The sequence below is a fragment of the Burkholderia sp. Ap-955 genome, assembly GCF_011753045.1.
GTDB classification, from domain to species: domain Bacteria; phylum Pseudomonadota; class Gammaproteobacteria; order Burkholderiales; family Burkholderiaceae; genus Burkholderia; species Burkholderia lata_D.
The window spans coordinates 1-13,364 of sequence record NZ_VWWH01000094.1 but is presented as its reverse complement, the minus strand read 5'-3'; the positions used below and the strand labels follow the sequence as shown (position 1 = coordinate 13,364).

The 13,364-nt window shown below is 68.0% G+C and carries 11 protein-coding genes; 6 read left to right on the top strand and 5 right to left on the bottom strand.

The annotated features are described in order from the left end of the window. Positions 1–18: 18 nt before the first annotated feature. The gene (gene queA, locus F3J15_RS31350; protein ID WP_166896082.1) at positions 19–1,086 is read right to left on the bottom strand and encodes a tRNA preQ1(34) S-adenosylmethionine ribosyltransferase-isomerase QueA; all 1,068 of its coding nucleotides are present in this window, start codon (positions 1,084–1,086) and stop codon (positions 19–21) included. Positions 1,087–1,253: 167 nt separating this feature from the next. On the opposite strand from queA, the gene recG reads away from it, so the two are divergent. The 6 genes from recG to ubiA all read left to right on the top strand — a co-directional run bounded on the left by recG (position 1,254) and on the right by ubiA (position 9,490). Next, complete coding sequence (gene recG, locus F3J15_RS31345; protein ID WP_166896080.1) at positions 1,254–3,602, top strand: ATP-dependent DNA helicase RecG; 2,349 nt, start codon at positions 1,254–1,256, stop codon at positions 3,600–3,602. Positions 3,603–3,727: 125 nt separating this feature from the next. Further along, a complete protein-coding gene (locus F3J15_RS31340) occupies positions 3,728–4,687 on the top strand; it encodes a hydrogen peroxide-inducible genes activator (RefSeq protein WP_060084059.1) in 960 nt (319 codons plus the stop codon). Between the two features lie 640 nt (positions 4,688–5,327). Continuing rightward, entirely contained in the window at positions 5,328–7,514 is a 2,187-nt protein-coding gene (gene katG / locus F3J15_RS31335) for a catalase/peroxidase HPI (RefSeq protein ID WP_166896078.1), read from the top strand. A 93-nt stretch (positions 7,515–7,607) separates the two neighbouring features. Beyond that, entirely contained in the window at positions 7,608–7,757 is a 150-nt protein-coding gene (locus F3J15_RS31330; protein WP_166896068.1) for a hypothetical protein, read from the top strand. A gap of 105 nt (positions 7,758–7,862) precedes the next feature. After that, complete coding sequence (gene dpsA / locus F3J15_RS31325; RefSeq protein ID WP_166896076.1) at positions 7,863–8,351, top strand: non-specific DNA-binding protein DpsA; 489 nt, start codon at positions 7,863–7,865, stop codon at positions 8,349–8,351. 275 nt (positions 8,352–8,626) lie between these two features. Next, positions 8,627–9,490, top strand: coding sequence for a 4-hydroxybenzoate octaprenyltransferase (gene ubiA / locus F3J15_RS31320; protein ID WP_166896074.1), 864 nt, complete (start codon positions 8,627–8,629; stop codon positions 9,488–9,490). A gap of 144 nt (positions 9,491–9,634) precedes the next feature. On the opposite strand, the gene proC is transcribed toward ubiA, so the two are convergent. The 4 genes from proC to glcE form a co-directional block, all read right to left on the bottom strand. After that, positions 9,635–10,447 (bottom strand): pyrroline-5-carboxylate reductase, encoded by an 813-nt coding sequence (proC, locus tag F3J15_RS31315; RefSeq protein WP_089424540.1) that lies wholly within the window; start codon positions 10,445–10,447, stop codon positions 9,635–9,637. 51 nt (positions 10,448–10,498) lie between these two features. Continuing rightward, positions 10,499–11,197: a YggS family pyridoxal phosphate-dependent enzyme gene (locus tag F3J15_RS31310; RefSeq protein WP_166896072.1), complete on the bottom strand. Its 699-nt coding sequence runs from the start codon at positions 11,195–11,197 to the stop codon at positions 10,499–10,501. A gap of 131 nt (positions 11,198–11,328) precedes the next feature. Beyond that, on the bottom strand, positions 11,329–12,555 hold the full coding sequence (gene glcF, locus F3J15_RS31305; protein WP_069247180.1) for a glycolate oxidase subunit GlcF: 1,227 nt from the start codon (positions 12,553–12,555) through the stop codon (positions 11,329–11,331). Between the two features lie 3 nt (positions 12,556–12,558). Further along, a partial coding sequence (gene glcE / locus F3J15_RS31300; protein ID WP_166896070.1) for a glycolate oxidase subunit GlcE occupies positions 12,559–13,364 on the bottom strand: 806 nt, incomplete at its 5' end.

Genomic DNA, 13,364 nt, shown 5'->3' with positions numbered 1-13,364 from the left:
CCGGCCTCCTTGCCGCGCTTACGCGCCCGGCGCCTCCGGCGTGTCGCGCCGCGTGAGCAGCATCGCGTCGCCGTAGCTGAAGAAGCGGTAGCGCTCGTCGATCGCGTGCCGGTACGCGGCGCGGATCGTCTCGACGCCCGCGAACGCGGACACCAGCATCAGCAGCGTCGATTTCGGCAGGTGGAAGTTCGTGACCAGCCGGTCGACCACGCGGAAACGATAGCCGGGCGTGATGAAGATATCGGTCTCGGCCTGCGTGGCCGCGAGCGGGCGGCCCGCTTCGTCGGCCGCGCGCGCCGCGGCTTCGAGCGCGCGCATCGACGTCGTGCCGACCGCGATCACGTTGCCGCCGCGCGCACGGGTCGCGGCGATCTTGTCGACGAGCGACTGCGGCAGGTCGTACCACTCGCTGTGCATCTTGTGCTCGGCGATGTTGTCGACGCGCACCGGCTGGAACGTGCCGGCGCCGACGTGCAGCGTCAGCGTCGCGCGCTCGACGCCCATCGCGTCGAGCCGGTCGAGCATCGGCTGGTCGAAGTGCAGCCCGGCCGTCGGTGCGGCGACCGCGCCCGGGTTGCTCGCGTAGACGGTCTGGTAGCGCGTCTCGTCGGTCGCGTCCGGATCGTGCTCGATATAGGGCGGCAGCGGCAGGCGGCCGTACTGCTCGATCAGGTCGAGGCACGGCTCGGGGAAGTTCAGCGTGAAGAACGGGTCGACGCGCTCGCCGACCGTCACGTCGAACGCATCGGCGAGGCGCAGCGTCGTGCCGGCGCCCGGCGACTTGCTCGCGCGGATCTGCGCGAGCGCCGTGTGCGTGCCGGTCACGCGCTCGATCAGCACCTCGATCTTGCCGCCGCTGGCCTTCTGGCCGAAGAAACGCGCCTTCAGCACCTTGGTATCGTTGAAGACGAGCAAGTCGCCGGCCGCGATGCACGACGGCAGCTCGGTGAAATGGCGGTCGACCAGGCGTGCGGGCGCGACGGTGCCGTCGACCTCAAGCAGGCGGCTCGCGGTGCGATCGGGCAGCGCGGTTTGTGCAATCAGCTCGGGCGGCAGATTGAAATCGAAATCGGAAAGCGTGAACATGCGGGCTGGTTCGAAGCGGCCGGCGGGCGTCGCCGGCGGGGCGGAAACGCGTAAATGGGGCGCGCGAGCCGCTATGATGACGGGATGCGCGGCCTGGCCGGCGTCGTTCGGTCGGACGACGTGAAAGCCGCTATTGTACTTGCCTTGCGAAGCACCCAGACGATCCGATGCCTGTGTCACCACGCCGTTCCCCCGCTGCCGTTGCCGATTCCGCCGATCCGTTCGACGCGGAGGATGCCGCGCCGCCCGCGCAAAGCGCGGGGGAGCGTGATTCCGCGGAGCGCACCGCGCCGCGCCGCGCTGGCCCGAAGCGCGGCGCCGACGGCAGGCTCGCGCAGCCGGCCGCCGCCGCGCCCGATGCCGATGGCGCTGCTGAAAGCGACGCGGCAGGCGCGGCAGGCGCGGCAGGCGCGGCAGGCGCGAAGCGCAAGAAGAAGCCCGCCGCCGACAAACCCGTGAAGACCGTCGACAAGCTCGCGAAGCTCGGCCTCACGCGCTCGATCGATCTCGTGCTGCATCTGCCGATGCGCTACGAGGACGAAACCACGCTCACGCCGATCGGCGAGCTGCTGCCGGGCGGCATCGCGCAGACCGAAGGCGTCGTGTTCGACAACGAGGTCACATTCCGTCCGCGCCGCCAGCTGGTCGTGAAGATCCAGGACGACGACGGGGAGCATCTCGTGCTGCGTTTCCTGAATTTCTACGGCTCGCAGGTCAAGCAGATGGCCGTCGGCCAGCGCCTGCGCGTGCGCGGCGACGTGCGCGGCGGTTTCTTCGGGATGGAGATGGTGCATCCGGCCGTGCGCGTCGTCGAAGCCGATGCGCCGCTGCCTCAGGTGCTCACGCCCGTCTACCCGAGCACGGCCGGCGTGTCGCAGGCCTATCTGCGCAAGGCGATCGAGAATGCGGTCGAGCGCACGCCGCTGCCCGAGCTGCTGCCGCCCGAGATCCAGCGCGACTATCTGAAGCCGCTCGACGTGCCGACCCTCGAGCAGGCGGTGCGGATCCTGCATCACCCGCGCGTCGATTCCGATGAAGCCGCGCTGATGGACGGCTCGCATCCGGCGTGGACGCGTATCAAGTTCGAGGAGCTGCTCGCGCAGCAGCTGTCGCTCAAGCGCGCACACGAGGAGCGCCGCACGCGTGCGGCGCCCGCGATGCCGCGCCGCGCCGCGAGCGATGCCGATGCATTGACGACCCGGCTCTACGCGGCGCTGCCGTTCACGCTGACGGGCGCGCAGGCGCGCGTCGTCGATGAAATCGCGAACGATCTGACCCTTGCGCACCCGATGCAGCGCCTGCTGCAGGGCGACGTCGGCAGCGGCAAGACGGTCGTCGCGGCGCTGGCCGCCACGCAGGCGATCGACGCCGGCTACCAGGCCGCGCTGATGGCGCCCACCGAAATCCTCGCGGAACAGCACGCGCGCAAGCTGCGCGCGTGGCTCGAGCCGCTGGGCGTCACCGTCGCGTGGCTCGCGGGCAGCCTGAAGGCGAAGGAGAAGCGCGCGGCGATCGAGGCGGCGGCGCTCGGCACCGCGCAGCTCGTGATCGGCACGCACGCGATCATCCAGGATACGGTCGAATTCGCGCGGCTCGGCCTCGTGATCGTCGATGAGCAGCACCGCTTCGGCGTCGAGCAGCGGCTCGCGCTGCGTGCGAAGGCCGCGAATGCGGCCAACGGCGCGCGCGACTTCCAGCCGCACCAGCTGATGATGTCGGCCACGCCGATTCCGCGCACGCTCGCGATGACGTATTACGCCGATCTCGAAGTCTCGACGATCGACGAGCTGCCGCCGGGCCGCACGCCCGTGCTGACGCGCCTCGTCGGCGATGCGCGGCGCGACGAGGTGATCGCCCGCGTGCGCGAGGCCGCGCTGACCGGGCGCCAGGTGTACTGGGTGTGCCCGCTGATCGAGGAGAGCGAGACGCTGCAGCTGCAGACCGCCGTCGAGACTTACGAGACGCTGGCCGCCGCGCTTCCGGAGCTGAAGGTCGGGCTCGTGCACGGCCGGCTGTCGCCGGCCGACAAGGCGGCCGTGATGGAAGCGTTCACGCGCAACGAAGTGCAGCTGCTCGTCGCGACGACCGTGATCGAGGTCGGCGTCGACGTGCCGAACGCGTCGCTGATGGTGATCGAGCACGCCGAGCGCTTCGGCCTTGCGCAACTGCACCAGTTGCGCGGCCGGGTCGGGCGCGGGACCGCCGCGTCGGTGTGCGTGCTGCTGTACACGGGGCCGCTGTCGCTCACAGGCCGCGAGCGGCTGAAGACGATGCGCGAGACGACCGACGGCTTCGAGATCGCCCGGCGCGACCTCGAGATCCGCGGCCCCGGCGAATTCCTCGGCGCACGCCAGTCGGGCGCGGCGATGCTGCGCTTCGCGAACCTTGAGACCGACGGCTGGCTGATCGATCCGGCCCGCGAAGCCGCGACGCGGCTGATTGCCGCGTATCCCGAGGTCGTCACGCAGCATCTCGCGCGCTGGCTCGGCGCGCGGGAGCAGTATCTGAAGGCCTGATCCGCGGGTCGGGGCCGGATTTAAAACCGCCGTTCGAAGCATTCCGATGCAGAGAAACTTGGCGAACCGGTGTCACAGGGTGTATAAATTAAACCTATCGCTTGTATATCTCTGATTGACCCACAATGACGCTGACTGAATTGAAATACATCGTCGCGGTCGCGCGCGAACGGCATTTCGGCCGCGCGGCCGAAGCATGCTTCGTGAGCCAGCCGACGCTGTCGGTGGCGATCAAGAAGCTCGAAGACGAGCTCAACGTGCAGATTTTCGAACGCGGCGCGAGTGAAGTGAGCGTGACGCCGATCGGTGACCAGATCGTCACGCAGGCGCAGCGCGTGCTCGAGCAGACCTTCGCGATCAAGGAGATCGCGAAGCAGGGCAAGGATCCGCTGGTCGGCCCGTTCCGCCTCGGTGTGATCTACACGATCGGGCCCTATCTGCTGCCGACGCTCGTCAAGCAGATGATCCAGCGTGTCCCGCAGATGCCGCTGATGCTGCAGGAAAACTACACGCTGAAGCTGCTCGAACTGCTGAAGCAGGGCGAGATCGACGCCGCGATCATGGCGCTGCCGTTTCCGGAAACCGGCCTGATGGTGCGCCCGCTGTACGACGAGCCGTTCGTCGTCGCGCTGCCCGCCGGCCATCCGTGGGAAAAGCGCGAGGAAATCGACGCCGAGGATCTCAAGCAGGAAACCATGCTGCTGCTCGGCAACGGCCACTGCTTCCGCGATCACGTGCTCGGCGTGTGCCCTGAGCTGATGCGCTTCTCGCAAACGGCCGACGGCATCCAGAAGACCTTCGAGGGCTCGTCGCTCGAGACGATCCGCCACATGGTCGCAAGCGGCGTCGGCATTACCGTGCTGCCGCGGATGTCGGTCGCCGAGATCGGCCCGCGCGCGAATGGCCCCGATGCCGAACTGCTGTCGTACGTGCCGTTCAACGAGCCGGTGCCCGACCGCCGCGTGGTGCTCGTGTGGCGCAAGAGCTTCACGCGGATGCCCGCGATCGATGCGATCAGCGATGCGATTTCCGCGTGCGAGCTGCCGGGCGTCGCGAAGCTCGACATGCCGGCGACGATGAACTGAGCACGCTGCAGCATGCGCGTGTGGCAGCACGATGAACGGGGTCTTGCGACCCCGTTTATTTTTCTCTATCGAATAGATGAAATTTATCAAATTCAATTAATCGATAGATATCGATAGAATCCTCTACATGGATCGGCGTGATGTCGACGACTGATCAGCACGTTGGATGCAAGCGTCAAAGGAGGATGTCATGATGCGGTCGGTATTGCAGCACGCGCAGCGGAACATCCCGTCGCGCGACGCGGTCGTACATCGCGCCAGGGCGGCGGTTCGCAGCCTGCGTCCGATTGCGTTCGCGTACCTGGCGGACCGTGTGTATGGTGGCTGAAGATCGCCGCGCGCCGGTTCAGTGTTCCCCCGATTCACTCGCCGTCAAGCCATGAGGGAGCATCGCATGTCCGAAAACTTCAATATCGCCCGCAGCGCCGGCACCGCGCCTGCCGGCAGCCGGTTCCCCGTGCGTCCCTGCGGCACATCACGGCGGGCGCGCGCACCACAGGCCACGCACGACATCCCGTAGTACGACAGGAGGACCAACCTGTTCCGTTTCCCATCCCCGCAATGACACTCCACCCACCGCGCCCGGCATGCCGCCGGAGCAGACGGATGGAGTCATACGAGCAAGCCAAGGAGAAATCGCATGTCGAACGAAACGAAGTGCCCGTTCAACCACACCGCTGGTGGCGGCACGACGAACAAGGACTGGTGGCCGAATCAGCTTGACCTGAACATCCTGCATCGGCATTCGGCGCTGTCCGACCCGATGGACAAGGATTTCGACTACGCCGAAGCGTTCAAGAAGCTGGACCTCGCGGCGGTGAAGAAGGACCTGCACGCACTGATGACGGCGTCGCAGGACTGGTGGCCGGCCGACTTCGGCCACTATGGCGGCCTGTTCATCCGCATGGCCTGGCACAGCGCCGGCACGTACCGCACGGCCGACGGCCGCGGCGGCGCGGGCGGCGGGCAGCAGCGCTTCGCGCCGCTCAACAGCTGGCCGGACAACGTCAGCCTCGACAAGGCCCGCCGCCTGCTGTGGCCGATCAAGCAGAAGTACGGCCGCAACATCTCGTGGGCCGACCTGCTGATCCTGACCGGCAACGTCGCGCTCGAATCGATGGGCTTCAAGACTTTCGGCTACGCCGGCGGCCGCGTCGATACGTGGGAACCGGACGACGTGTACTGGGGTTCGGAAAAGATCTGGCTGGAACTGAGCGGCGGCCCGAACAGCCGCTACACGGGCAAGCGCGAACTCGAAAGCCCGCTCGCCGCGGTGCAGATGGGCCTGATCTACGTGAACCCGGAAGGTCCGGACGGCAACCCCGACCCGGTCGCCGCCGCGCACGACATCCGCGAGACGTTCGCGCGCATGGCGATGAACGACGAAGAGACGGTCGCGCTGATCGCGGGCGGCCATACGTTCGGCAAGACGCACGGCGCCGGTCCGGCCTCGAACGTCGGCCCCGAGCCGGAAGCCGCGGGCCTCGAGCAGCAGGGTCTCGGCTGGAAGAGCACGTTCGGCACGGGCAAGGGCAAGGACGCCATCACGAGCGGCCTCGAAGTCACGTGGACCTCGACGCCGACGCAGTGGAGCAACGACTTCTTCAAGCACCTGTTCAGCTACGAGTGGGAGCTCACGAAGAGCCCGGCCGGCGCGCACCAGTGGGTCGCGAAGGACGCCGGCGAAGTGATTCCGGATGCATTCGACGCGTCGAAGAAGCATCGCCCGACGATGCTGACGACCGACCTGTCGCTGCGTTTCGATCCGGCCTACGAGAAGATTTCGCGCCGCTTCTACGAGAACCCGGCCGAGTTCGCCGACGCGTTCGCCCGCGCGTGGTTCAAGCTCACGCACCGCGACATGGGCCCGCGTTCCCGCTATCTCGGCCCGGACGTGCCGGCGGAACACCTGCTGTGGCAGGACCCGATCCCGGCCGTCGATCACCCGCTGATCGACGACGCCGACGTCGCCGCGCTGAAGGCGAAGGTGCTGGCCTCGGGCCTGTCGGTGTCGCAGCTCGTGTCGACCGCATGGGCGTCGGCTGCGACGTTCCGCGGGTCGGACAAGCGCGGCGGCGCGAACGGTGCGCGTATCCGCCTGGCGCCGCAGAAGGACTGGGAAGTGAATCGTCCGGCGGAACTCGCGACGGTGCTCGAGACGCTCGAAGGCGTGCAGAAGGCGTTCAACGACGCGCAGACGGGCGGCAAGAAGGTGTCGCTCGCCGACCTGATCGTGCTGGCCGGTGCGGCCGGTGTCGAGCAGGCTGCGAAGAACGCGGGTGTCGCGGTGACGGTGCCGTTCGCACCGGGCCGTGCGGATGCGTCGCAGGAAGAGACCGATATCGAAGCGATGGCCGTGCTCGAGCCGGTCGCGGACGGTTTCCGCAACTTCCTGAAGCACGCGTACCAGACGCCGGCCGAGGCGCTGCTGGTCGACAAGGCGCAACTGCTGACGCTGACCGCGCCCGAAATGACGGTGCTCGTCGGTGGCCTGCGTGTGCTCGGTGCGAACGCCGGCGATGCGAAGCTGGGCGTGTTCACCGACCGTCCGGAAGCGCTGACGAACGACTTCTTCGTGAACCTGCTGGACATGGGCACGGAATGGAAGCCGGTGTCGGCCGCGAACGACGTGTTCGAAGGGCGCGATCGGGCGACGGGCCAGGTCAAGTGGACGGGCTCGCGCGTCGACCTGATCTTCGGCTCGCATGCGCAACTGCGTGCGCTGGCCGAGGTGTACGGCAGCGCGGATGCGAAGGAGAAGTTCGCGCACGACTTCGTCGCGGCCTGGAACAAGGTGATGAACCTGGACCGCTTCGACCTCGCGTAAGCGTCGCCGTGCAGTAGCGCGGTGAGGCAGTAACGGGAAACGGCCGGTCGTCCGACCGGCCGTTTCTTCCTGACCCTGAGTTTTGTTGAAGGAGTGACGATCATGACGCAAATGATGTTGAAAACACGCGCTGTACTGGCGTCGCCGGCCGAGGTCGCGCGATACGTCGTCGGATCCGCCATCGTCATCGGCGGGGCGGCCGAACTGGTGTCGCAGGCGCTGCACGCGATCGCGGCCGCCTGAGCGCGGCGTTTCACGCGCCACGCGCATGCGGCGAGTGTGGTATCAATAGGCAGGTAGCCCGATTCGCTTTCATTGCTCTGGTTCATTGAATAAGGAGTCCGGAACATGGCCAGGAAGACCCCCGCTGCCCAGATCAACATCGGCATCAGCGACAAGGACCGCAAGAAGATCGCGGAAGGCCTGTCGCGCCTGCTCGCCGATACGTTCACGCTGTACCTGAAGACCCACAATTTCCACTGGAACGTCACGGGCCCGATGTTCAACACGTTGCACCTGATGTTCGAGGAGCAGTACAACGAACTGTGGCTCGCGGTCGATTCGGTCGCAGAGCGCATTCGTACGCTCGGCGTCGTCGCGCCGGGCACCTTCGGCGATTTCGCGAAACTGTCGTCGGTGCCGGAAGCAAACGGCGTGCCGCAGGCGGAGGACATGATCCGCCAGCTCGTCGAAGGGCATGAGGCCGTCGTGCGTACCGCGCGTGCGATCTTCCCGCTTGCCGATGCGGCGAGCGACGAGCCGACCGCCGACCTGCTGACGCAGCGCCTGCAAGTTCATGAAAAAACCGCGTGGATGCTGCGGTCGTTGCTCGCGTAGGCGTGCAACGCGCGGCAGGCCGGCCGAAGCCTGCGCATCGTGACGCCGGCCCTGATCGATCCACCGCCGTCGGGCCGAACCAAGGCCGGGGCCCTGCGCGAATCCGCGCGTGCACCGGCTCTGTCCCTTGATTGATGCGCGTCGCGGCTCGGCCAGGTGCGGCGGGCACGGGCAGCGCGCCGGCGTCCGGCCGCGAGCGCTCGCGGGCCGCGCCGACATGACGCGAAGCACCGCTCGGCTCTAAAATGCCGGGGTTATCTTCCCGGTGCTTCGCCATGCTTGCCCGCTTTCCCCTGTATCTGCGGCTCGTCCGGATGGACAAGCCGATCGGCAGCCTGCTGCTGCTGTGGCCGACGCTCAACGCGCTGTGGATCGCGTCCGACGGCCATCCGCGCTGGCCGCTGCTTGTGATCTTCTCGCTCGGCACGCTGCTGATGCGCTCGGCCGGCTGCGCGATGAACGATTACGCCGACCGCGACTTCGACCGCCATGTGAAGCGCACGGCCGACCGGCCGCTGACGTCGGGCAAGATCCGCGCGTGGGAAGCCATCGCGATCGCGGTCGGGCTCGCATTCATCTCGTTCCTGCTGATCCTGCCCCTCAACACGCTGACGAAGCAGCTGTCCGTTGTCGCGCTGTTCGTCGCGGGCTCGTATCCATTCATGAAGCGCTTCTTCGCGATTCCGCAGGCCTATCTGGGCATCGCGTTCGGCTTCGGCATCCCGATGGCGTTCGCGGCCGTGCAGGACACGGTGCCGACGATCGCGTGGGTGATGCTGGTCGCGAACATTTTCTGGTCGGTCGCGTACGACACCGAATACGCGATGGTCGATCGCGACGACGACATCAAGATCGGCATCCGCACGTCCGCGCTGACGTTCGGCCGCTTCGACGTCGCGGCCGTGATGCTGTGCTACGCGGTGACGCTCGGCATCTACGTGTGGATCGGCGTGACGCTCGGCTTCGGCCTCGCATACTGGGGCGGCTGGGCGGCGGCGGTCGGCTGCGCGCTGTATCACTACACGCTGATCAAGGACCGCGAGCGGATGCCGTGCTTCGCGGCGTTCCGGCACAACAACTGGCTCGGCGGCGTGCTGTTCGCCGGGATCGCCGTGCATTACCTGCTGGCAGGGAACTGAGTTTCCCGATGTGCCCGCCGGCGTCATGTCGCGCGGAACGCAGCACCAAAAAAGCGGCCTGGGCCGCTTTTTTTGTGGGTCGAGCAAGGCAAAGGGGGCGGCCCGTGCGACGCATCGCGCATCGGGCCGGTACCGCCAGCGCGCTTACGCGCGGCCGAGTTCGTCGCCCATTTCCTTCGCACGCGCTTCGGCCGCGAGCGCACCGCGCACGATCGCATCCTTCACGCCTTGCGCGTCGAACGACGCGAGCGCGGCGGCCGTCGTGCCGCCCTTCGACGTCACGCGCTCGCGCAGCACGCTCGCCGGCTCGCCCGATTGTGCGGCGAGTTGCGCGGCACCCGTGAACGTCGCGACCGCGAGGGCGCGGCCCTGTTCGTCGTTCATGCCGAGCTGGCGCGCGGCTTCCTGCAGCGCTTCGATGAAATAGAACACGTACGCGGGGCCGCTACCCGAAATGGCCGTGACGGCGTCGAGCTTCGATTCGTCGTCGAACCACACGATCTCGCCGACCGCACCGAGCACGTTCGATGCGAGTTCGCGGCCCGCCGCGTCGACGCCCGGCAGTGCGGCGAGGCCCGTCACGCCCATGCCGACGAGCGCGGGCGTGTTCGGCATCGTGCGCACGACGCGCGCGTAGTCGCCGAGCCAGCGCGCGAGATCGCTGCCGCGGATGCCGGCCGCGATGCTGATCACGAGCTGCGACGTCAGGTGCGGCGCGAGCGCCTGGGCGACGTCCTTCAGCACCTGCGGCTTCACCGCGAGCACGACCGCGTCGTAGTCGGCGAGCGTTGCGTCGATGGCCGCGCCGGTGCGCACGCCGAACTGCTGCGCGGCGCGCGCGCGTACTTCTTCGTTGACGTCGATGGCATACAGGCCGTCAGCGGCGACGCCGCGCTTGATCAGGCCGCCGATCAGGGCCGCGGCCATGTTGCCGCCGCCGATGAATGCGATTTTCATGATGTCCGATTGAGCGAGTGAGTGAACGGTAGGGCGGAAAGGGCGTGGCGTTCAGTGCGAGTAGTCGCGCGCGCCGAAGATCGCGGTGCCGACGCGCACGATCGTCGCGCCTTCGAGCACGGCCGCGTCGAGATCGGCGGACATGCCCATCGACAACGTGTCGAGCGGCAGGCCGTCGGCGCGCAACGTGTCAAACAGCGCGCGCAGCGCACGATGCGGCACGCGTTGCGCGTCGGTGTCGCCGGCCGGTTCCGGAATCGCCATCAGCCCGCGCAGCCGCAGCGACGGCAGCGCGGCGACCGCGCGCGCAACCTCGGCCACGTCGGCCGGCGTGACGCCGCTCTTCGACGCCTCGCCGCTGATGTTCACCTGCACGCACACGTTGAGCGGCGGCAGGTGCGCGGGGCGCTGTTCCGACAGGCGCTGCGCGATCTTCAGCCGGTCGACCGAATGAACCCAGTCGAAGCGTTCGGCAACGGGGCGCGTCTTGTTCGATTGCAGCGGCCCGATGAAATGCCACTCGAGGTTCGCACGCAGGTCGGCGAGCGCGTCGATCTTGTCGACCGACTCCTGCACGTAGTTTTCGCCGAAGGCACGCTGCCCGGCCGCATGCGCGGCGCGCACGTCGTCGGCGGGAAACGTCTTGGACACGGCGAGCAGCGACACGGTGGCGGGATCGCGGCCGGCCGCGCGGGCGGCGTCGGCGATACGGCGATGAACGGATGCGAGACGGGCGGCGAGATCGGACATGACGGGCACGAAAGCAGGCACGGAAGCGGGCATGGTGCGGATGCGCCGCGGCACGCGACGCATCGATTCGCCCATTATACGGACGCCGGGCGCGAGGCCCAGCGTCCACCCGTCATTCGTATGAGCACGCGCTAGCCGTACAGCAGATGCTCGACGAGCTGGATCCAGTGGGTGACCGGAATCTGCGTGCCGCTCTGCAGGTGCGCGATGCAGCCGATGTTGCCGGAGACGATCATCTGCGGTTCGAGCGCCTGCAGCTTCAGCAACTTCTGCTTGCGCAACCGGTACGACAGCGACGGCTGCGTCAGCGAATAGGTGCCGGCCGACCCGCAGCACAGATGGCTGTCGGCGGGCAGCCGCACGTCGATGCCGAGCGTCTCGAGCAGGCGTTCGACCTTGCCGCGTGACTGCTGGCCGTGCTGCAGCGTGCACGGCGGGTGGTACGCGACCGTATGGATCGCGCGGCGCCGCGCGAGCGTCGCGAGCTCGGCCTCGAACGCGAGCAGCACGTCGGAGATGTCGCGCGTGAGGGACACGATGCGCTGCGCTTTTTCCGCGTAGGCCGGGTCGTCGCGCAGCAGGTGCGCGTATTCGAGCACCGTCGCGCCGCAGCCCGACGCATTCATCACGATCGCCTCGACACCCTGTTCGACGTGGGGCCACCACGCGTCGATGTTGCGGCGCGCGTCGTCGAGCGCTTCGTCGTGATAGTTCAGGTGCAGGCGGATCGCGCCGCAGCAGCCCGCGTCGGGCGCGACGACCGTCTCGATGCCAAGCGCGTCCAGCACGCGCGCGGTTGCGATGTTGATGTTCGGCAACATCGACGGCTGCACGCAGCCGCCGAGCATCAGCATCTTGCGCGTATGCGTGAGGTGCGGCCATTCGAGCAGCCGCGTGCGCGGCGGCACCTTGTCGCGCAGCCGCTTCGGCAGCAGCGGCCGCACGTGCTGGCCGAGCCGCATCACCGGCGAGAACAGCGCGGCGTTCGGCACGAGGCTCGCGAGCAGGCGGCGCACGAGACGCTGCTGCACCGGGCGCTGCACCTGCGCCTCGACGTGCTTGCGGCCGATCTCGACGAGCCGGCCGTACTGGACGCCGGACGGGCAGGTCGTCTCGCAACTGCGGCAGGTGAGGCAGCGGTCGAGGTGCTGCTGCGTGCTGCGCGTGACGGGCGCGCCTTCGACCATCTGCTTGATCAGGTAGATCCGGCCGCGCGGGCCGTCGAGTTCGTCGCCGAGCAACTGGTAGGTCGGGCAGGTCGCGGTACAGAACCCGCAATGCACGCACTTGCGCAATATCGCGTCGGCTTCGTCGCCGTCGGGCGTATTGCGGATGAAATCGGCGAGGTTCGTTTGCATCGCTCAGAGGTCCGGGTAGAGCCGGCCGCGGTTGAAGATGCGCGCGGGATCGAACGCGGCCTTCAGCCCGCGGTGGATTTTCATCATCGGGGCAGGGAGCGGCGTGAACACGCCCGCGCTGCGGTCGTACGCGTCGCCCGCGCGGAACAGCGTCGCGTGGCCGCCGGCCTGTTTCGCGCTCATCCGCACGGTCTGCGCGTCGGCGTCGGTGATCCACCAGCGCTGCGCGCCACCCCATTCCATCAGCTGGGTGCCGGGCAGGTGCATCGGTTCGGTGATCGACGGCAGCGCGAGGCGCCACAGCGCATAGCCGGGCGGGATGCCGTTGAAGAACGGGTCGGTATGCTCGCGCAGGCCGGCCCAGAAGCGCTCGGCCTCGACCGCGTCGACGACTTCGCCGCCGAGCAGCGTCTTCGCGGACTTCACGGCCGCTTCGGCGCCCGACAGGCGCAGCACGAGCGTGCCGTTGCGCCAGCCGCTCGCGCTGACGGGCAGCGGATGGCCGCCCCATTCATTGAGCTTGCGCACCGCGTCGGTCGCGGTCATCTCGAACTTCAGCGTGACTTCGGCGACGGGCATCGGCAGCACCTTGATCGACAGGTCGAGCATCAGCCCGAGCGTGCCGAGCGCGCCGGCCATCAGCCGCGACACGTCGTAGCCGGCGACGTTCTTCACGACCTGGCCGCCGAAGCGCAGCATTTCGCCGCGGCCGTTCATCAGCGTGACGCCGAGCACGAAATCGCGCGGCGCGCCGCAGGTGGCGCGCCGTGGGCCCGCGAGGCCGGCCGCGACGCAGCCGCCGACGGTGG